The sequence below is a fragment of the Priestia sp. FSL W8-0524 genome, from assembly GCF_038005965.1.
Classification (GTDB): Bacteria; Bacillota; Bacilli; order Bacillales; family Bacillaceae_H; genus Priestia; species Priestia zanthoxyli.
Window position 1 is genome coordinate 421,101 of the sequence record NZ_JBBOUG010000001.1, and the last position, 19,889, is coordinate 440,989.

The 19,889-nt window shown below is 37.8% G+C and carries 19 protein-coding genes; 13 read left to right on the forward strand and 6 right to left on the reverse strand.

What is annotated here, in order from left to right; translation table 11 throughout:
- Nucleotides 1-57: 57 nt before the first annotated feature.
- From NST66_RS02145 to madM, 3 genes are all read left to right on the forward strand, one after another.
- A complete protein-coding gene (locus tag NST66_RS02145; RefSeq protein WP_033578047.1) occupies nucleotides 58-954 on the forward strand; it encodes a LysR family transcriptional regulator in 897 nt (298 codons plus the stop codon).
- Nucleotides 955-1,149: 195 nt separating this feature from the next.
- A complete protein-coding gene (gene madL / locus NST66_RS02150) occupies nucleotides 1,150-1,563 on the forward strand; it encodes a malonate transporter subunit MadL (protein WP_033578048.1) in 414 nt (137 codons plus the stop codon).
- Complete coding sequence (gene madM / locus NST66_RS02155) at nucleotides 1,560-2,321, forward strand: malonate transporter subunit MadM (protein WP_049162932.1); 762 nt, start codon at nucleotides 1,560-1,562, stop codon at nucleotides 2,319-2,321. Before madL ends, madM begins: the two co-directional genes overlap by 4 nt.
- A 96-nt stretch (nucleotides 2,322-2,417) precedes the next feature.
- Here madM and NST66_RS02160 read toward each other — a convergent pair whose 3' ends face one another.
- Entirely contained in the window at nucleotides 2,418-3,083 is a 666-nt protein-coding gene (locus tag NST66_RS02160) for a TerC family protein (protein ID WP_028412357.1), read from the reverse strand.
- Between the two features lie 360 nt (nucleotides 3,084-3,443).
- Here NST66_RS02160 and mecA point away from each other — a divergent pair, with 360 nt between their 5' ends.
- The 4 genes from mecA to pepF all read left to right on the forward strand — a co-directional run bounded on the left by mecA (nucleotide 3,444) and on the right by pepF (nucleotide 9,138).
- On the forward strand, nucleotides 3,444-4,124 hold the full coding sequence (gene mecA, locus NST66_RS02165; RefSeq protein ID WP_013055427.1) for an adaptor protein MecA: 681 nt from the start codon (nucleotides 3,444-3,446) through the stop codon (nucleotides 4,122-4,124).
- A gap of 214 nt (nucleotides 4,125-4,338) precedes the next feature.
- Entirely contained in the window at nucleotides 4,339-5,856 is a 1,518-nt protein-coding gene (gene cls / locus NST66_RS02170; protein WP_025749882.1) for a cardiolipin synthase, read from the forward strand.
- A gap of 119 nt (nucleotides 5,857-5,975) precedes the next feature.
- Nucleotides 5,976-7,157 (forward strand): competence protein CoiA, encoded by a 1,182-nt coding sequence (locus NST66_RS02175; RefSeq protein WP_221817860.1) that lies wholly within the window; start codon nucleotides 5,976-5,978, stop codon nucleotides 7,155-7,157.
- 163 nt (nucleotides 7,158-7,320) lie between these two features.
- Nucleotides 7,321-9,138: an oligoendopeptidase F gene (gene pepF / locus NST66_RS02180; RefSeq protein WP_049162938.1), complete on the forward strand. Its 1,818-nt coding sequence runs from the start codon at nucleotides 7,321-7,323 to the stop codon at nucleotides 9,136-9,138.
- 505 nt (nucleotides 9,139-9,643) lie between these two features.
- Here pepF and NST66_RS02185 read toward each other — a convergent pair.
- The 4 genes from NST66_RS02185 to NST66_RS02200 all read right to left on the reverse strand — a co-directional run bounded on the left by NST66_RS02185 (nucleotide 9,644) and on the right by NST66_RS02200 (nucleotide 12,503).
- Nucleotides 9,644-10,495, reverse strand: a complete 852-nt coding sequence (locus NST66_RS02185; RefSeq protein WP_028412354.1) for a ClpXP adapter SpxH family protein — start codon at nucleotides 10,493-10,495, stop codon at nucleotides 9,644-9,646.
- 26 nt (nucleotides 10,496-10,521) lie between these two features.
- Nucleotides 10,522-10,932: a globin domain-containing protein gene (locus NST66_RS02190; protein ID WP_013055433.1), complete on the reverse strand. Its 411-nt coding sequence runs from the start codon at nucleotides 10,930-10,932 to the stop codon at nucleotides 10,522-10,524.
- 286 nt (nucleotides 10,933-11,218) lie between these two features.
- Nucleotides 11,219-11,908 carry a lytic transglycosylase domain-containing protein gene (locus NST66_RS02195; protein ID WP_049162940.1) on the reverse strand — a complete coding sequence of 230 codons (690 nt, stop codon included), beginning with the start codon at nucleotides 11,906-11,908 and terminating at the stop codon, nucleotides 11,219-11,221.
- A gap of 4 nt (nucleotides 11,909-11,912) precedes the next feature.
- Nucleotides 11,913-12,503, reverse strand: coding sequence for a CYTH domain-containing protein (locus NST66_RS02200; protein WP_033578053.1), 591 nt, complete (start codon nucleotides 12,501-12,503; stop codon nucleotides 11,913-11,915).
- Nucleotides 12,504-12,719: 216 nt separating this feature from the next.
- Between NST66_RS02200 and NST66_RS02205 the strand changes: the two genes are divergently transcribed.
- The 4 genes from NST66_RS02205 (at nucleotide 12,720) to NST66_RS02220 (ending at nucleotide 15,536) form a co-directional block, all read left to right on the forward strand.
- Nucleotides 12,720-13,106 carry a UPF0738 family protein gene (locus NST66_RS02205; protein WP_014461567.1) on the forward strand — a complete coding sequence of 129 codons (387 nt, stop codon included), beginning with the start codon at nucleotides 12,720-12,722 and terminating at the stop codon, nucleotides 13,104-13,106.
- A gap of 27 nt (nucleotides 13,107-13,133) precedes the next feature.
- Nucleotides 13,134-13,769 (forward strand): GTP pyrophosphokinase, encoded by a 636-nt coding sequence (locus NST66_RS02210; protein WP_014461566.1) that lies wholly within the window; start codon nucleotides 13,134-13,136, stop codon nucleotides 13,767-13,769.
- 61 nt (nucleotides 13,770-13,830) lie between these two features.
- Entirely contained in the window at nucleotides 13,831-14,628 is a 798-nt protein-coding gene (locus tag NST66_RS02215; RefSeq protein WP_025749877.1) for an NAD kinase, read from the forward strand.
- A gap of 14 nt (nucleotides 14,629-14,642) precedes the next feature.
- Nucleotides 14,643-15,536 (forward strand): RluA family pseudouridine synthase, encoded by an 894-nt coding sequence (locus NST66_RS02220; protein ID WP_028412351.1) that lies wholly within the window; start codon nucleotides 14,643-14,645, stop codon nucleotides 15,534-15,536.
- A gap of 33 nt (nucleotides 15,537-15,569) precedes the next feature.
- Here NST66_RS02220 and prpE read toward each other — a convergent pair whose 3' ends face one another.
- On the reverse strand, nucleotides 15,570-16,310 hold the full coding sequence (prpE, locus tag NST66_RS02225) for a bis(5'-nucleosyl)-tetraphosphatase PrpE (RefSeq protein ID WP_033578054.1): 741 nt from the start codon (nucleotides 16,308-16,310) through the stop codon (nucleotides 15,570-15,572).
- 177 nt (nucleotides 16,311-16,487) lie between these two features.
- Between prpE and mgtE the strand changes: the two genes are divergently transcribed.
- Nucleotides 16,488-17,864 carry a magnesium transporter gene (mgtE, locus tag NST66_RS02230; protein WP_014461563.1) on the forward strand — a complete coding sequence of 459 codons (1,377 nt, stop codon included), beginning with the start codon at nucleotides 16,488-16,490 and terminating at the stop codon, nucleotides 17,862-17,864.
- A 158-nt stretch (nucleotides 17,865-18,022) separates the two neighbouring features.
- Nucleotides 18,023-19,882, forward strand: a complete 1,860-nt coding sequence (locus NST66_RS02235) for a monovalent cation:proton antiporter family protein (protein WP_033578055.1) — start codon at nucleotides 18,023-18,025, stop codon at nucleotides 19,880-19,882.
- Nucleotides 19,883-19,889 lie beyond the last annotated feature (7 nt).

The window sequence follows — 19,889 nt, forward strand, 5'->3', positions numbered from 1 at the left end:
ATATGTAATTAATAAAGAAAGAGAGTAATTAAACATATAAAAGTGGTGGTGAACGGATTGGAGCTTTTACAGCTAAAATATTTCCAAGTAGTTGCTAGACTAGAACATATCAGCAAAGCGGCTGAAGAGCTATACGTATCTCAGCCTGCGCTCAGCAAAACGATTTCACAGTTGGAAAAAGAGCTAGGCATTCGTTTGTTTGATCGAAACGGTAAATACATTAAATTAAATCGCTACGGTAAAGCGTTCTGTTCCAAAGTAGAACGTGCTTTAAAAACATTAGAAGACGCAAAGCATGAGCTAAAGGATATGTCGAACGATCCATGTGAAGAAATTCGTCTTGTTGTGTTAGCTAGTTCACATTTACTTCCAGAGCTATTAAGCAGGTTTCGTGAGCAATATCCTCAGGTGCGTTTTCGGCTAATGCAGCATTTGACTAATAGCTATTCACAGCCTGATTTTGATTTATGTATTTCAGCTTTTCCATTAACAACCCGTCAGATTGAACATACTCCTTTACTTCGTGAATCGATTTTGCTTGCAGTCCCTCTTGATCATCATTTAGCCAAGCAATCACGTGTAAAGTTAAATGAACTTAAAAATGAGAAATTCATTGTGCTAAAGAAAGGGAAAGAGCTAAGAAAAATAACGGATGCGATTTGTAAGGAACAGAATTTTGTACCTCAAATTACGTTTGAAAGCGATGATCCAGCAACAGTGAGAGGCTTGATTAGAGCAAAGCAAGGAATAGGTTTTATTCCTGAAGTGACGTGGGGAGGTTCTACAGGAAAGGATGTAAAACTGCTAAAAATTGAAGAAGAAACATTTGAACGTACAATCTTTTTAACTTGGAACAATGGAGGCTACGTGACGGATTTACAACAAATCTTCAGGCAGTTTGTGATTGATTATTTTAAACATTTACCCTCGGATATGCCTCATGAATACATATAAGAATCATGACTAAATGTCATGGTTTTTATTTCTTTTTCGAATAAATCTAAAATGAACAGTAGAGAAAAACTGCATTATGTCATTTTTGATATAAGTATATAACTAAAAATGCATAGGTTATTCAACTTTTTTCCTTTACACTATTTTTAAACCATAAAGTAAACGCTTTCAATAATGGGTTGGGGAGGAAGTAATATGATAATCTTCGGTGTAGCGCTGCTGTCTATTTGCATGTTAATAGGAGTAATTGTAGGGGACGCATTAGGAGGGCTGATGGGAGTAGAAGCCAACGTTGGGGGAGTAGGGGTATCCATGCTTCTTCTTGTACTAGCGGTGGATTATTTAAAGAAGAAAAATAAGCTCCAAGTAAAATCCGAAGAAGGCATTGCTTTTTGGGGAGGAATTTATATTCCTATCGTGGTAGCGATGTCTGCACAGCAAAATGTTGTAGCTGCTCTTGATGGAGGAGGCATGGCGATTCTTGCAGGGGTGGTAGTAGTCGTAGTAGGCTTTTTATCCATACCATTTATCAGCAGAATAGGAGAGAAAGCGAAGGTGAATGAACAAGAAATAGAGCTTTCTATTTTACCTAAGGAGCAGATAAAATGATGAATATGATTAAAGAAGGATTAGAAAATAACGGACTGATTACGGCATTTGCTATTATTGGGATTGTCATGTATATTGCTTATTTTTTATCAGATAAATTAACAAAAGGAAGAGTTCACGGATCTGCTATTGCTATTATGTTTGGGTTAATCCTTGCTTATATCGGTGGAATGAATACAGGAGGAGAAAAAGGGATTTCTGATATACAGTTATTTTCAGGAATTGGTTTAATGGGCGGGGGGATGCTGCGAGATTTTGCCATTATTGCTACTGCGTTCGGTGCCAATTTTAGCGAAGTCAAAAAAACGGGAATCAGCGGGATTACGGCTTTGTTTTTTGGGGTTTTCTATTCCTTTGTACTAGGTGTAATTATTGCTCTTTGTTTTGGGTATAGAGATCCCGTTGCTTTGACTACAATCGGAGGAGGAGCTGTGACCTATATTGTGGGACCGGTTTCTGGAACTGCGATTGGAGCCTCTTCTGATATTATCGCGTTAAGTATAGCTGTAGGATTAATTAAATCCATTTCAGTTATGATTTTGACACCGATATTTGCTAAGAAAATCAAATTAAACAACCCTCGTACAGCAATGATCTATGGAGGAGTTATGGGGACGACGAGCGGTGTAGCAGCTGGTTTAGCGGCGACAGATGTAAAACTTGTACCTTACGGAGCCATGACAGCTACATTTTATACAGGTCTTGGTTGCTTACTCGTACCATCTATTCTTTTTTTACTCACAGAGATTATTTTTTAAGTGTACAAAGTGTTTTATGAATAAAAGACTGCTGTGCTCATTAAACTAAAGAAAAGGCCATACTAAATAAAAATGTTTAGTATGGCCTTTTCTTTATCATTTAGTTGAACGAAAGCTATTAACAGCCATGCCGCTTATCAGCACAACAGCAATTGTTATAAACGGAATAAATGTTCCTAGAGATGTATGGTCTGCAAAGAATGAATGTAAGTTCTTTTCATGTCCAATCATATTTCCAGCAGTATAAGCTAAAATAGCTGCTCCGCCGTAAACAAGCAGGGGAAACCGTTCCATCAAATACAAAATGAGCTTGCTTCCCCAAACAATAATAGGGACGGATACGAGTAGTCCCGTGACAACCAAGATAATATTTCCATGAGCTGCGCCTGCCACAGCTATTACATTATCTAGTCCCATTACAATATCAGCAAATACAATCGTTCTCACAGCGGCGCCTAACGTCACACCTGCACGAATTGAAGATGCATCGTCACCTTCTGATACAAGCAGCTTAAAGGCAATGATCACTAATAAAAAACCGCCGATGAGCTGCAAGTAAGGAATAGTTAGTAAATAAACAGCTAAAATAGTAAGTACAATGCGAACGATCACAGCTAAGCCAGTCCCTAAAAAAATAGCTTTATTTCGTTGATGTTCAGGTAAATTGCGGCTTGCTAAGGCAATAACAATAGCGTTGTCTCCACCTAATACAATATCGATACCGATAATAAGAAGAATGGAGGTTATTAATTCTAAATCCAATAGTCTTCCCTCCCAATATGTAAGGATAAGTAGCTCATATTGCTTTATCTGTGTTCATTTTTAACAAAAAGCGTTCATAGGGTAAAGAGATTATGTATATAACAAAGTAAGGTGTAAGGTGGCTATGAGTTGTCAGAGTATTTTTTATTTCCTTTCTTTCGCATTTTGTCATAAAATAGATATACAAGGTTCACTCAAATAGTGTATGCTTGTATATCCCAAGTTAGAATGCTTTACAAAGTGAGAAAGTACATGTAATATTGCTTTAACACGGGGGTAAAATAGTCCCTTCATCGTTTAGGGGTAATGTTCGAAATGGCCGGATTACCTTCACTGATTTTTCCGAAGGGAGAGATGATAATGGAAATCGAACGCATTAATGAAAACACAGTAAAATTCTTTGTCACTTACGTAGATATTGAAGAACGTGGATTTGATCGCAATGAAATTTGGTTTAGCCGTGAGCGCAGTGAAGAGCTATTCTGGGAGATGATGGACGAAATTCATCAAGAAGAAGAGTTTGTAGCAGAAGGTCCTCTTTGGATTCAAGTACATGCGCTTGAGAAGGGGCTAGAGGTTATCGTAACAAGAGCACAAGTTTCAAAAGACGGTCAAAAGTTCGAAGTACCTGTTGGTGAAAATGATAAAATCGATATCCCTGTAGATGGAAAAATTGAAGCGTTGCTTGATCATCAAGCGAATCAAAATAAAAAAGCTGATTTTGAAGAAGAAATTATAGAAGACGAAGGGCTACAGTTCGTCGCACGCTTTCAAGACTTAGAACATTTAATTTCCTTAAGTCACCATTTAGAGTTAGATGATATCATCAACAGCATGTACGTGTTTGAAGGGAAATATTATTTATACGTTGAGTTTACAGATGATGAAGACTTTGTAGCTGAAATTGATAACATTTTAAGTATCATTTTAGAATATGCAAATGAATCAAATGTAACAGTTCATCGTTTAATGGAATATGGAAAAGAATTAATCAGTGAAAATGCACTTGAACAAGTAAAACAGTATTTTCCTTTACGATAATAGCAGCCGATTTCATGTATATGAAATCGGTCTTTGTTTTGTCCTCTTTTTTGGAAAAGCTCTCCGCTCATGTCGAACAGTATAGGTAGAAAAAGCAGGCGGCTGGTTCCTACACGGGAAAGTGTAGTGTTAAAATACCAAGTTTGAGGATAATAACAGTATAGAGACCTGTTATGAATGATGAAAGATTGGTTTTAGGATAGGTGAAAACAAGTTGAAAAATAGATTACAGCTTTTAATTTTTGTTGTTGGTATTATTGCCTTGCTTTATTTTACAAAAGGGTATTGGGACGGTAAATTTATTGGCGTGCTAAGTATCTTAATTACGATTAGTGTTGTTTTCATCGGTCTTGTTATTTCATTAGAAAACCGTCATCCAACTCAAACGCTAACGTGGCTCGTAGTATTAGGCGGTTTTCCAGTAATAGGGTTCTTTTTTTATTTGTTATTTGGACGCAATACGCGAAAACGGCGTTTATTTGCTAAAAAAGCAAAGCTGGATGAACAGGTGCTTTTAAAGATGGAAAGAGATTCTGGTATATTAGAAAATCACTTTGAACAGTTGGGCACCAGTAGGAAGCAAATGCTGAAGCTAGCCGTGAGGCTTGGCAAGAGTCCCATTTCTTTTTCTTCAGATACGCGCGCATTGACGAATGGAAAAGAGACATTTCACGAAATTATGGAATCTTTAAAGCATGCAAGGCATCATATCCATTTAGAGTATTACATCGTACGACATGATCACTTAGGAGAACAAATTAAAGATATTTTAATTCAGAAAGTACAAGAAGGAGTTTATGTACGTTTCTTGTATGATGCCGTGGGCAGTTTTCAGCTTTCACCGCATTATATTCATGAGTTAAGAAACGCGGGCGTAGAAATGATTCCGTTTTTGCCGGTGAGACTTCCATTTCTCAATAATAAAATCAACTTCCGTAATCATCGTAAAATTGTAGTCATTGATGGAACAATTGGATTTGTAGGAGGTTTGAACATTGGTGATGAATATCTCGGAAAAAGTCGGCATTTTGGCTTTTGGAGAGATACTCATTTGATGGTGAAGGGTGAGGCAGTCCGTTCATTACAGCTTATTTTCTTGCAAGACTGGTATTATATGACAGGACAGACGATGCTTACTCAAACGTATCTATCGCCGGATTTAATTGACATTGATATGGAAAAGTGCGGCGGTGTTCAAATGATTGCCGGCGGACCAGACCGTGAGTGGGAAATTATTAAACACTTATTTTTTTCGATGATTACGTCTGCGAAAGAGTCCATTTGGATTGCTTCTCCTTACTTCATACCTGATGAAGATATTTTTACTTCTCTCAAAGTAGCTGCTTTAAGCGGTATAGATGTAAGGCTTCTTGTACCTCAGAAGCCCGATAAAAAAATTGTTTTTCATGCATCACGCTCTTATTTTCCTGAGCTGCTAGAAGCAGGTGTGAAAATTTACGAGTATAAAAAAGGATTTATGCACAGCAAGATTGTGATTGTTGATAGGGAAATTGCCTCTATTGGAACAGCTAACATGGATATGAGAAGCTTTCATCTGAATTTTGAAGTAAATGCTTTTTTATATCGCACAGCTAGTACCCAAAAGCTCGTATATGAATATATGCAAGATTTAGAAGAAACGAGTGAGCTTCACTTTAAAGACTTTGAAAAGCGGCCATTTATACAGCGGCTGTTTGAATCAACAGCTCGTTTGCTTTCACCGCTATTATAATCGCTGTAAACCACATTGCGTATGCTGCAATGTGGTTTTTTTCTGAAAGAAAAGGGTTTAGTAGAAAGGTGTCGAATACAAGGATATAGCTCGCTACTATAGGAAGGAGAAATGTACGATTGTTAGTTGCCCGAACAGAAGAAGGCCTCATTTCACTAGCTCAGCGCTTTTCGCTTGAACAGCTTAAGCTGTGGAAAAAAGAAAAGCAGTTCTACTGTCCCTCTTGTCAATCCCCTGTACAGTTAAAGATAGGTACAAAAAAAATCCCTCATTTTGCTCACCTGAAAAAAACGTGCGTCGCTCAGCATGAAGGTGAAACAGATTATCATCTTGACGGAAAGCGAAAGCTGTTTCACTGGTTTAGTTCTCATCTTGAAGTCGAGTTAGAAAGTTACCTTCCTGACATTATGCAGCGTCCAGATCTTCTTATAGATACCCCTTCGCAAAAATATGCAATCGAATTTCAATGTGCGTCCTTATCTTCCTCAGTGCTAACCAAACGTTCTATTCATTATGAGAAAGGAAATTATATGCCTCTTTGGATTATGGGAGCAAAAAGAATGAAACGCTTATCCACTTATATGTATCAACTTTCTTTTCAAGAGTGGCAGTTTCTCACTCTTTCCGATTATACGCCCACACTTCTTTATTTTTCACCTTCTACTAATCAGCTGTTGAAACTTGAACATCTTATGCCTTTTTCATCTCAAATTTGTTATGCACAGCTTGTCGTGCTCTCTCCTCACGAGCATACCTTTCATGATCTTTTTTCTACACATACACAGCCTCAATTTTTCTCTTCATGGGTAAAGAAAAAGAAGGCATGGAGAACGCATTATACCCTCTATCCTAATCAGAAGCTTCAGCCTTTTTTACACGCTCTCTATGAAAACAATATTCCTCCTTCTCATATTCCAGCAGAAGCTGGCATGCCGCTGCCTTCTTTATACATGATTGAAACGTCTGCTACTATATGGCAAACGTGGCTGCTTCTTGATTTAATGCAGCAGAAGCAGGTAGGGGATTTAGTTACAGAAAAAGAGTTATGCAGGCTATGGCTCTACAGAATTCATCAGAGGCATATTGTGTTTCGGTCTTTGCCGATGGCCCCTGTTGTTGTGGAACAGCCCTTGTTTGAGTATATAGAGGTATTATGCCGGTTAGGGATACTAACGTCTATAACTTCTGGGTTATACAAAATCAGAAGGCCTTATACGATTCCAAAGCAAACATCCGATGCTTTTTTAGAAGATGGACAGATGATGAAAAAGTGGTTAAATCAAGCAAAAGAAGTGACATAACCACTGAAAATCAGTACGCTTAAGAAAGAATCCTTTTTTCAAAAGCGTACTGACTTTTGATTAATTCTTTTAAAACAACATACAATAACCAAAGAAATAAAAAGGATTCGCCTTAGAAAAAGCGAACAGTTATAGACAGGTAGAAAAAGATGGAGGGATGACCATGAGTGAACAATCAAAAGTAAAAAAGTTACCAAGTAGAAGCGAGATAAAAGTAGAAGATACGTGGAAACTAGAGGATATTTTTGCTTCAGATGACGCATGGGAAAAAGAATTTGAAGAAGTAAAAGCTCTTATTCCAAAAATGGAAAAATTCAAAGGGAAACTTGGAGAGTCTGCTCAAACTTTATACGACGCTCTTCAAGAGCAAGATGAGCTCACAATGCGCGTTAGTAAACTTTATACATATGCTCATATGCGCTACGATCAAGATACCACTAATTCTTTTTATCAAGGGTTAAATGATCGTATCAAAACACTTTATACTCAAATTGCAAGTGCACTATCTTATGTAACACCAGAAATTTTGTCTATTGAAGAATCAAAAATTAAACAATACATGGCGGAACATAAAGAGCTAAAGTTATATGCTCATGCATTAGATGAAATTACTCGCGAGCGTCCACACATTTTATCAGAAAGCGAAGAAGCGCTTCTCGCTCAGGCTTCTGAAGTATTAGGATCTTCAAGCAACACGTTTGGAATGTTAAACAACGCGGATTTAGAATTTCCTTCTATTAAAGACGAAAATGGAGAAGAAGTAGAAATTACGCACGGACGCTATATTCGTTTTTTAGAAAGCAGCGATCGCCGCGTACGAGAAGAAGCGTTTAAAGCGGTGTACGAAACGTACGGTAAATTTAAAAATACGTTTGCAAGTACATTAAGCGGCACGGTGAAGAAAGATAATTTTAGCGCCCGCGTTCGTCACTATAATTCAGCTCGTCACTCAGCTCTTAGCACAAATAATATCCCAGAAGAAGTATACGATAACTTAGTTAAAACAGTGAACGATAATTTGCATTTATTGCATCGATATATTGATTTACGTAAGAAAGTATTGGGAATTGAAGAGCTTCATATGTATGATCTCTATACGCCTTTAGTAAAAGACGTAAAAATGGAAGTAACGTATGAAGAAGCAAAAGATTATATTTTAAAAGGTCTGAAACCACTAGGTGAAGACTACCTTAATGTGTTAAAAGAAGGATTTGAAAATCGTTGGGTAGATGTTCATGAGAACAAAGGCAAGCGAAGCGGTGCTTATTCTTCAGGAACGTACGGCACCAATCCTTATATCTTAATGAACTGGCAGGATAATGTAAATAACTTGTTTACACTAGCCCATGAATTTGGCCATTCTGTACACAGTTATTACACAAGAAAAACGCAGCCATATCCTTATGGAGATTATTCAATCTTTGTGGCAGAAGTAGCTTCCACGTGTAATGAAGCGCTTCTAAACGATTATTTACTAAAAACGATTGATGATGAAAAGCAGCGTTTGTACTTGCTTAACCATTATTTAGAAGGGTTCCGCGGTACGGTATTCCGTCAAACGATGTTTGCTGAATTTGAGCACGGTGTGCACGTGCGTGCTCAAAACGGAGAGCCGCTTACACCTGAATTATTAACAAAATTATATTATGACTTAAATAAAAAATATTTTGGAGACAACTTAGTAATTGACGAAGAGATTGGGTTAGAATGGGCTCGTATTCCGCATTTCTACTACAATTACTACGTTTATCAATATGCTACAGGATTCAGTGCAGCAGCGGCATTAAGCAAGCAAATCCTTGAAGAAGGAGATGCAGCTGTTGAGCGCTATGTAGGTTTCTTAAAGTCAGGAAGCTCTGATTATCCAATTGAAGTGTTGAAAAAAGCAGGAGTGGACATGACAACATCTCAGCCTATCGAAGAAGCGCTAGCCGTATTTGAAGAGAAGTTAACGGAAATGGAACGTTTATTAAATCAATAAAATTAAAATGAAGCAGGAGCTGTATCCTGCTTCATTTTTTAAATCCCCGAAATTTGTTGTGATTGTTAAGCAATGTAAAAATAATAAGAATAGCTAAAAATAAGAGAGGGCCTGCGATAATGAGAGGAACAAGCTGCATAAGAGATAAAATATAGAATAAAAAAGAAAACAAAAGAATCACAACCCCTAGAGTAATTCCAGCAATTTTCATAGTTAACACCTCTATTAAAAGCATAATTGGTTGTACTATATGAGTGAATCTGGCTGTTTATGAAGTTTTTTTATAAAAAAGTGAATAAAATTGAAAAAAGGGGTTGCCAAAAGTCGACATAATTTGCTATAGTATTAATCGTGAAGTTTATCACAAAACAAACATATACCCCTTTGTTTGACCGTGAAAAATTTCTCCCATCCCCTTGTTGTCTTAAGACAAACGAAAAGACTTGGCGAAAGCCAAGTCTTTTTTGTGTAGTTGATGCTTAGGATAAGCATCAACATTTAATAATTAACAGCTCTTTTCAGTACTTCTCCAAAAGGTTCCATATTTGACAGGAACTCTTTCAACAACCTGCTGAAGCTGAAGTTTTTTCAATTCTTTTTCAGCCTCTTCTAATGATAAACCATACACAACTGCAACTTCTTTTGAAGCAACAAATTGAAAATAGCTTAAAAATGAACGAAGAGGCGGAAGACAAGCTGGATCTGGGTCAATTTCTAACATCTCTTTAATGATGTGTACATATGTTTCGTACGAATAGTATCCTGATATCTTAATGCCTTCTTCTTCAACTTTTTCGTTAAAGAACACAAGAGTTGGAATCTCATCGACATCCATTTCCGATGTGATTTTTAAATCACATTGAAAAGCCTTCGCAGCGTAATCTGAATGCAAATCTTTTACAAATTCATTAACATCTAGCCCCACATGTTTTGCACATTGTATTAAGACAGATTCTTCTGTAACATTTTGTTTTTCTAAAAATACTACTTCTTGAAGTCTTCTCAAAAAGCGAATGCCCTGTTTCTTTCCTTGCAGCCCGGCCGCTTTAATTGCAATTGATGCAGCGTAAGGAGTATCGATGGGGTTTTCAAGCCACAGGTTGCCGTCACATGACATGCCGGAGCGGCTTCCAGTTTTCTCCCACGATTTTGCAATATGTTCAAATCTCTGCTGTGCTCCAATATTTAATTGCTGCAAGTTTCCGCCAAGCACATGCTTGAGGGATAACAGCTGACCATATTCTATTTGTAACTTCTTTAGAATAGGCTCGAGTGCCCAGCACTCTGGACAAAGAGGGTCAACAAATACATAGATTTCAAGCGGTTTTTTATTTGAACCTTGACAAAGCTGATGCAAGGATGGGTATTGGCTGTTTAGATTACTCAATGTGAAAATCCTTTCTCATCTGTCTGTTCCGGTGAATTAATCATGTGTTGGGCAGTTAAAATAAGACGATGATAAAGTTCATCTCTCTCAGGGCCTTCTAAATTAATTTCGTCCATTGCTTCATGCATACACGTCAGCCAGGCTTTGGCTCTTGACGGTGTAATTTCAAAAGGAAGATGCCTAGCTCTCAGCATAGGGTGACCATGCTCTTCAGTGTATAGCGAAGGCCCTCCTAAATATTGTGTCAGAAATTGCTTTTGCTTTCGTGCTGTTTCTGTTAAATCATCAGGAAAAATTGGCGCGAGCTCAGGATGTTGTCCAACGCGTGTATAAAAAGCATCAACAAGTTTTGAAATCGTATGTTCACCGCCTAATAATTCGTAAGGGGAGTGGATTTTTTCTCTCATGTTGATAACTCCTTTGTTATAAGAAATATACGTCTTAACTCTTTGGTGTTTTTTACTTTCCTTAATTTTAGCAGTGTCATTTCGTTAACTCAAACTATCCGCTTACTTCTTCTACTGGAAAAGAGATAAAGTGGAATTTTACATAAGAAAAGTCTATGATGCTGTGGCGAATCACTTAGTATGAGAAACAAAGGAATCCTTTCACAAACGTTTCCTTCTATTTATATAGTGTAACCTCGACAAACTACAGTCATTCCATGGTCGAGTCGCGAATGATTGGACTCTTTTACACGAGATAAGAAGACATAATTTTATTTACATATTTTTGCGTTTCTTGAAAAGGAGGTACTCCGCCGTATTTATCGACATTACCTGGTCCAGCATTGTAGGCTGCCAACGCCAATTTCACGTTTCCGTCGTATTTATCTAACATTTGTCGAAGATATTTGGCTCCTCCAAATACATTTTGCTTGGAGTCATACGGATCTTCTACACCAAGAGCTTTAGCGGTTGCTGGCATTAGCTGCATAAGCCCAGCCGCTCCGACAGAACTTTTGGCAGAGGGATTAAAATTTGACTCTTGTTTAATAACAGAACGAATAAGTTTAGGATCCAGCTGGTAGCGTGCAGCTGCTTCATTAATTATCGTTTGTACATCCTGAGAACTGGCCTTTGCCGTTTCGTTTTTTTGTGCAGATAAGGCAGCAGTTGAAGCGGCTGCCTTATCTGAAGAAGAAACAGATGGCTGGGATTGCGTTTGAACCGCTGTAGCTGGAAACATCTGCGCTGCCTGCAAGTAAAGGTTGGTACTCATTTGAGGCTCTTGATTGACGTAGTCTTGAAAAAGCTGAGCAAATACAGAGAGTAAAGTTGTACCAAGCATCACGTTAGCTGTTGGCAGCTGGTTGTTAACTGAAAATGGCTGAGTTCCAGGAAATTGAACGGAAGACATGTAATGGTTAATATTCATGCTCATGAATTTATTCTCCATCCATTAACGTATACTTTCGCTTGTAAAACCGTCGAATTTTGTTTTCCGTTGGTTTCTTTTTAATATCAAGCTCCATAAGCAATTGCTCAAAATATTTTGCCCCTTCATTGGCATCGGTTACTTCGTATTCGAGTTCATAGTCCTCAGCACCTAGATAAAAGCTATGATCGAGTACAAGTAACCCGTTCTTATATGGAATTTCTGCTCGACTTGTACGCAAAGTGCCAAAATAAGTTAGCGAATGGCTATCGACTTGTAAATCAGTAATAAGCTGTTGAATCGTTGACGGAATCTTGGCGCTGCCATCTAGCAATTCTTTAGCTTGTTCATTTGTTAATGCTTCATGTGTTTCTAAAAGGCCCTCTTGATGAGGCTGTTTTAGCGTGAGAACGAATTTATTTTTTTTGCTTCGAATTCGCAGGGCAGCTCCGCAGTCTTTCAATGAGAAAGCAGGTGTATCAAAATAGTGGTTTTCTTGAGAAATAAACTGATTTTCAGTTAATTGAAAATGTGAGCGGAGACGATCAAACTCTTCTTTCGTTACTATATTTTTAAATTCAATTTCAATTTCTTGTTTCAATGAAATCATCCTTTTAATTTAGGTCTTTTGGTAAGGCACTTTCCATCTTAATTTATCACACTTTTTGAGACAGTAAAACTACATTTCCTAACAGGAATATCCATATGGGGAACTTGGAAAATGAAGAAATACGGATTGTTTAGGTTTTACCTTTATTAAACGTTCCTGGAATGTGTTAAAATAGTAACGAATTGTATAGTTGGAAGGAGTTTATTTATGCACAATCGAATTGACATCACTACCTGTGTGATGAAATCAAATGAATTACATTTAAAAGCAGACCCTATTGAGACGGAAATTGAACAATTGGAAGATACAAAACAAATGCTTGTTGACTCAGATAACATGTCATTTGTATATGTTGTAGATATTAATGATCAATTTATGTATGTTGGCCTTAGTGATAATATTTGGGCGAATTTAAAGCACGTCTTACATAAAGATATGAAAGTATTTTTAGAAATTAATAAGGAAGTAATTGAGCTATCAGCCGTTAAAGAAGAGCTGTCTTATCTCATCAGTAACATCGAAGGAAATGTGAATTATGGAGACGAGATGGTAGCAAGAGTAGAGGAAGTTTTTTTAGATAAAGAAAATAAGTAACAGAGAGAAAAAAGGGGGGTGTTATTAATGATCAGGCATTGGGATTTATTTTTAGCACCGTATAAACAAGCCGTTGAAGAACTTAAGGTGAAATTAAAAGGAATTCGTTCACAGTATGATATGAAGTCTACGCATTCACCTATTGAATTCGTGACGGGACGAGTAAAGCCTATCGCCAGTATTTTGGATAAAGCGACTCGAAAAGGAATTTCTCTCGATCGCTTAGAGGAAGAGATGCAGGACATTGCAGGACTCCGTATGATGTGTCAATTTACGGACGATATTAAAGCGGTCGTAGAGCTCCTTCGTCAGCGCACAGACTTTGAATTGATTGAAGAAAGAGATTATATTCTTCATAAAAAAGAAAGCGGCTATCGTTCATATCATGTGGTCGTATGTTATCCTGTTCAGACAATTAAAGGTGAAAAGAAAATTTTAGTGGAAATTCAAATTCGTACACTGGCTATGAATTTTTGGGCTACAATTGAGCATTCTTTAAATTATAAGTACAGCGGGAAATTTCCTGAGAATATCAAAAAGCGACTTCAGCGTGCTTCTGAAGCGGCTACTCAGCTCGATGAAGAAATGTCTCAAATACGAGGTGAGATTCAAGAAGCCCAGGCTATCTTCTCACGAAAAAAAGAATCGGCGGAAGAATCTTAGGTATGACTCAGCAACAGCTTTGTACACTGGATGGATAGGGGGAGAGAATTAGGTGGAGAAAATAAAATTTGCTATTACATCAAAAGGCAACCAAATATCAAATACGCTTATGCAAAAAATGAAAACGTATTTATTAGATTTTCATTTAGAATATGATGAAAACCAGCCTGATATTGTAGTGTCAGTAGGGGGGGATGGAACGCTTCTCTACGCGTTTCACCGCTATCGAAACCGACTTGACAAGACGGCTTTTATTGGGGTTCATACCGGTCATTTAGGCTTTTACGCAGATTGGACACCTGATGAGATTGAGAAGCTGGTGATTGCTATTGCAAAGACACCCTATCAGACTGTAGAGTATCCACTGCTCGAAGTGATTATCCGCTATACGAACGGTGGACGCGAAGCTCGATATTTAGCTCTGAATGAATGTACGGTGAAAAGTGTAGAAGGCTCTTTAGTAATGGATGTGGAAATTAAAGGGCAGCGATTTGAGACATTCCGAGGAGACGGCCTTTGCGTATCCACTCCCTCAGGAAGTACAGCTTATAACAAATCCCTTGGAGGCGCGATTTTACATCCTTCGCTTCAAGCTATTCAAATTGCTGAAATGGCTTCTATTAACAATCGAGTGTTCCGTACGATAGGTTCTCCATTGGTTCTTCCTGGACATCATACAGCGCTGTTAAAGCCTGTTAACGACGCAGACTTTCAAATTACCATTGATCATTTAACTCTTTTACATAAAGATGTAAAGTCGATTCAATTTCGGGTAGCAAGCGAAAAAATTCGATTTGCTCGCTTTCGCGCGTTTCCTTTCTGGCAGCGTGTCAGAGACTCTTTTGTATGTGATGATTAAAGGCAGGGAAGAGAATGAAACAAGTTTTTACGTTGAGTTGGACCGTAGATCATTCTTTCGAGGGTGTAGCGGTTCGTGAATTTTTAAAAGAACATGATATTTCCAAAGCTTCGCTGACGGACATTAAGTTCAGAGGAGGAGCGATTGAAGTAAATGGAAAGCATGCAACGGTTCGATATATTCTGCAAAAAGGTGACGAAATCAAGGTGGCGTTTCCACCAGAAAAAGCAAGTGAAAGTCTTCTTCCTAAAGCTATACCTTTGGATATTGTATACGAAGATGAGTATATATTAGTTTTGAATAAGCAGCCAAACATGCCAAGTATACCTTCTCGAGAACATCTAACGTGGTCACTAAGTAATGCTGTGCTCTATTATTATGAGAAAAATAACATTAACTCGACTGTTCATCTTGTGAACAGGTTAGACCGAGACACATCTGGGCTGCTTATTGTCGCTAAGCATAGGCACGTTCATTACTTATTCTCTAAAGCACAAAAAGAACATGAAATTAAACGCGTGTACCGAGCTTTTGTTCATGGTAAGCTTGTTGGCAAGGAAACGATAGAGGCACCGATTGGCCGAAAAGAGTCAAGTATCATCGAACGGGAAGTAAGAGAAGATGGGCAGTTTGCTATTACACACTATACGGCGCTTCGTCCGTATTCTTCTTTTACAGAAGTTGCTCTTTCGCTTGAGACGGGGAGAACTCACCAAATTCGTGTTCATATGGCTTATAAAGGATATCCACTGCTTGGAGATACCCTATATGGCGGAACGAATCATCTTATTTCTCGTCAAGCTCTCCACAGCTATGAGCTCACTTTTTTTCATCCTTTTTTACAAAAAACGTTGTCTTTTACAGCACCTTTGCCGCCAGATATGCAGAAACTTCAAATCGTAAGATAAAAGTCGCTTTTTAAATGAAAAGCGACTTTCTTTTTACACGAAGTGATTAAATTTTTCCTCTACATAAGGCATAGATGAAGGCACCGATATAATATTCCCTTCAGGATACTGAAACGCCGTTAAAGCCCCTCCAAAAACTGCGCCCGTATCAATATTAATGGTATTATGAATTTTTCTGGCTTTTACTACGGGTGTATGCCCATACACGATAAAAGGTTTTCCGTTATAATGTTGGGCCCAATCCCGTCGGACAGGCATACCGTTTAGATGTTTTTCACCCGTAATGTCTCCGTATAGCACAAAGGTTTTAACTTTTTTATCTGTTCTGCCGATGTATTCAGCTTTAAGGCCGGCGTGAGCAATAATTAATTGATTTTGATCAAGCTGCACATATAGAGGTGATTGCTCATAAAGCTCAATAAACTTTTTTTTAATGAATTTCTGTTCTCTTGAAGGCAAGGCTTCGTACTCAGCAACGGTCGTTTCTAACCCATGAGTAATTTCCACTTTGTTACCGCAAAAGAAGCGATATAGCTTATTACAGTGATTGCCTGGACAGTAGTAAGCTTGCTGATGCTTGATTACAAGTGACCATACGAGCTCAATCACTTTTAGTGAATGAGGTCCTCGGTCTGTTAAATCACCTACAAATCCAAGGCGCCGTCCGTCAGAGTGGATAGGAATCCCGTCTTGCCACTCATACCCAAGTTTTTCTGTTAACGCTTTTAATTCATCATAACATCCATGGATATCGCCTATTATATCTACTTTCATCTTTTATCCACATCCTTAAAAGGTTTTTCCTTTGACGATATAAAATTACCCTTATATGGAGCAAACTATGTGTAGAACTTATATATTATTGGGAAAAGAGTAAAGAGCTATGAGTTGAAAAAAAACAAAATTCATCATAAAGTTAAATGAGTTTTGTGCGACAGGGAGGTCGAAGACATGACAGATTCAATTGAAAAAGAAGAAAAAGCATGGTTCGCCGAACATTTATTATCACTTCTAGAAAAAAATGAAATCGATGCATTTCGTGAAGAATTTTTACATATGCATACGTATGACCAAGCTCAATTTTTTGAAGAATTAGATGAGCCTTCTAGGTTTGCGCTGTACGAGATGTTATCTCCGGAAGAAATGGCGGATATCTTTGAAAATGTAGAGATACGAGAAGAAGATTATCAAGAAATTCTCTCAGAAATGCATCCCAATTTTGCAGCAGACATGCTGTCGGAAATGTCGGCGGATGATGCCGTTGACGTATTAAATGAATTGGATAAAGAACAAGTGGCGAGCTATTTAACGATTATGGATGAAGAAGCAGCCGATGAAATTAAAGAGCTGCTTCATTACGAGGAATATACCGCTGGAAGTATTATGACGACTGAGTTTGTGGCCATTCGTGAAAATCAAACCGTACATTCAGCTATGCACATTCTACGCAGGGAAGCTCCAGAAGCGGAAACGATTTATTATGTATTTGTTATTGATGAACAAAAGCATCTAGCAGGTGTTATTTCTCTTCGTGATTTAATTATAGCAGATGAAGATACGATGATAAGCGAAGTTATGAATGAACGAGTTGTATCCGTGTCAGTAGCAGAAGACCAAGAAGAAGTTGCGCGCATTATGCGCGATTACAACTTTCTTGCGCTTCCAGTTGTTGATTTTCAGCAGCATCTTCTAGGGATTATTACGGTTGATGATGTGATGGATGTTCTTGATGAAGAGGCATCGGATGACTATTCTAAATTAGCCGGTATTAGTGATGTAGATGATACGATTGACCACAATCCCTTAGTAGCGGCCAAAAAGAGGCTGCCTTGGCTGATCATTTTGCTGTTTTTAGGAATGATGACAGCGAGTTTAATTGGACGTTTTGAAGATACGTTGAATCAAGTAGCTATTTTAGCTGTATTTATACCTTTAATTGGCGGTATGGCTGGTAATACAGGAACACAGGCACTAGCCGTTGCGGTTCGCGGACTGGCGACGGGAGAAATCGAAGAAGAAAGCAAATTTAAGCTGTTAATCCGAGAAGCAGCTACCGGAATGATTACGGGCGCATCGTGTGGACTTTTAGTTGTATTAATTGTTTATATTTGGCAGGGAGATCTGATTTTAGGCGCTTTGGTAGGCGTCTCTGTATTTTCAACATTGATTGTGGCTACACTAGCAGGAGCGTTTATCCCGCTTCTCATGCACAGATTCAAAATTGACCCTGCAGTCGCATCAGGACCATTTATTACAACGATCAATGATCTTATCAGTATTTTAATTTACTTCGGTCTAGCCACAACATTTATGAGTTATTTAAAATAATGAAGGGACTTTGGAATTCGACATGAGTAATCATGTCGGATTTTCATTATCAGTTCATATAGTTGACAGAGAACCTTCAAGCTTTTATGATTAACCTTTAATTTTGAATACTAACGTCTTCGTTTTATAAATAGCGAAGGTAAAAGGAGGGGAATCTAATGGAACAGCACGCGTCCTTTACATCACTTGTTATCGTCATTAGTTTGGCCTTTTTAACGCCTATACTGTTGCATCGGTTTAAACTCAACATTATACCTGTAGTCGTAGCTGAAATTATTATGGGATTAATTATAGGGAAAAGTGGTTTTGACCTTGTGGAGCAGGATATGTGGCTTGAAACACTTTCCACTTTAGGCTTTATCTTTTTGATGTTTTTAAGTGGTTTGGAAATTGATTTTTCTGCTTTTGCTGGAGGAAATTCAAAAGACAAAAAGGCATCAGGAGCGAAGGTGCCAAATGCTTTTTCCATTTCTATACTAGTGTTTGCAGCTATCTTTGCGGTTTCACTATTTTTGTCCTATGTTTTTGTATGGACCGGTTTTATTGATAATGCCTTTTTGATGACGCTTATTATTTCTACCATTTCACTAGGAGTAGTAGTGCCGACTTTAAAAGATGCACAGATTATGAAAAAGCCAATTGGACAAACCATTTTATTGATTGCGGTTATTGCGGACTTAGTCACGATGATTTTACTAGCCGTATTTGCTTCCGTCTATGATAAATCAGGAAATAGTAATACATGGTTGATTTTAATTTTATTTGGAGTAGGAGTGATTTTATACTTCATAGGGAAGCAGTTTAAAAACCGATCGTTTCTTGAGACAATGTCTAAAGGTACAATTCAAATCGACACGCGCGCCGTATTTGCACTCATTATCATTCTAGTGGGCCTTTCGGAGTCAATTGGTGTTGAAAACATTTTAGGCGCTTTTTTAGCGGGATCACTCGTTTCTCTTCTTGCGCCTAATAAAAACTTAGTTCATAAATTAGATTCGTTTGGCTACGGTTTTTTAATTCCTATCTTTTTTGTGATGGTAGGAGTGAAGCTTGACGTTTGGTCATTGTTCAGTGATAAAAAAGTGCTGATTTTAATGCCTTTATTATTCATTGCATTATTAATATCCAAGCTAGTTCCAGCGTTAATCTTAAGAAAATGGTATGATATGAAAACCGTTTTGGCATCGGGTTTTCTTTTAACATCGACTTTATCACTCGTTATTGCGGCAGCAACGGTTGGTGAAAATATTGGTGTGATTGATTCACAAATGTCCGGTGCGCTGATTTTGGTGGCGATTATTACATGTATTATTACACCTATTATCTTTAGAAAGCTGTTTCCAAAGCCAGAAATCAGTGATAGAAAGCTGAAGGTTAATATGCTTGGTGCAAATCAATTTACACTCCCGGTTATTCGAGAAATGGATCTTGATTTATATGATGTGACGATTTATCATCCTACTCAGGACAAAATTGAAAACCGTACGTCGGATTCCATTTTTAATATCGTCGACATCGATGGATATAGTAAGGAAACGTTAAGAAATATGGGGATTTTAGATGCGGATGTATTAGTTGTAACAACAGGGGAAGAAGAAAGAAATAGCGACATTGCTCTATTTGCAAAAGAGTATGGTACAGAACGGGTTATTGCCCGCGTAGAAAGTCCTGTCTTAGATGAAAAGATGAAAGAAAATAACATTGAAGTTTTTTCTGTGCTGTTATCTACAACGGCATTGCTAAAAGCTTTAATCGAATCGCCAAATATTTTAAATATCTTAACGAATCAAGAAACAGCACTTTATCAAATTAATATGCGTAACCCTAAATACGAGGGGGTAGAGCTTCGTAAGTTCCCGTTTACAGGAGATGTGATTTTTGTTCGAATCTTCAGAGGTAAAGATTCTATTGTACCTCATGGCGATACAGAGCTTGAATTTGATGATCGCTTGATTGTAACGGGGTCTCGTTCGTATGTGAATGAATTGCGTATGCTTCTTGAGTATAAAATTAGATAAAGGTATT

Excerpts from the sequence above, each read along its gene's own strand:
- madL (WP_033578048.1), top strand. The coding sequence starts at position 1,150 with ATGATAATCTTCGGTGTAGCGCTGCTGTCTATTTGCATGTTAATAGGA.
- madM (WP_049162932.1), top strand. The coding sequence starts at position 1,560 with ATGATGAATATGATTAAAGAAGGATTAGAAAATAACGGACTGATTACG.
- mecA (WP_013055427.1), top strand. The coding sequence starts at position 3,444 with ATGGAAATCGAACGCATTAATGAAAACACAGTAAAATTCTTTGTCACT.
- pepF (WP_049162938.1), top strand. The coding sequence starts at position 7,321 with ATGAGTGAACAATCAAAAGTAAAAAAGTTACCAAGTAGAAGCGAGATA.
- NST66_RS02190 (WP_013055433.1), bottom strand. The coding sequence starts at position 10,932 with ATGAGAGAAAAAATCCACTCCCCTTACGAATTATTAGGCGGTGAACAT.
- NST66_RS02195 (WP_049162940.1), bottom strand. The coding sequence starts at position 11,908 with ATGAGCATGAATATTAACCATTACATGTCTTCCGTTCAATTTCCTGGA.
- NST66_RS02205 (WP_014461567.1), top strand. The coding sequence starts at position 12,720 with ATGCACAATCGAATTGACATCACTACCTGTGTGATGAAATCAAATGAA.
- NST66_RS02210 (WP_014461566.1), top strand. The coding sequence starts at position 13,134 with ATGATCAGGCATTGGGATTTATTTTTAGCACCGTATAAACAAGCCGTT.
- NST66_RS02220 (WP_028412351.1), top strand. The coding sequence starts at position 14,643 with ATGAAACAAGTTTTTACGTTGAGTTGGACCGTAGATCATTCTTTCGAG.
- prpE (WP_033578054.1), bottom strand. The coding sequence starts at position 16,310 with ATGAAAGTAGATATAATAGGCGATATCCATGGATGTTATGATGAATTA.
- mgtE (WP_014461563.1), top strand. The coding sequence starts at position 16,488 with ATGACAGATTCAATTGAAAAAGAAGAAAAAGCATGGTTCGCCGAACAT.
- NST66_RS02235 (WP_033578055.1), top strand. The coding sequence starts at position 18,023 with ATGGAACAGCACGCGTCCTTTACATCACTTGTTATCGTCATTAGTTTG.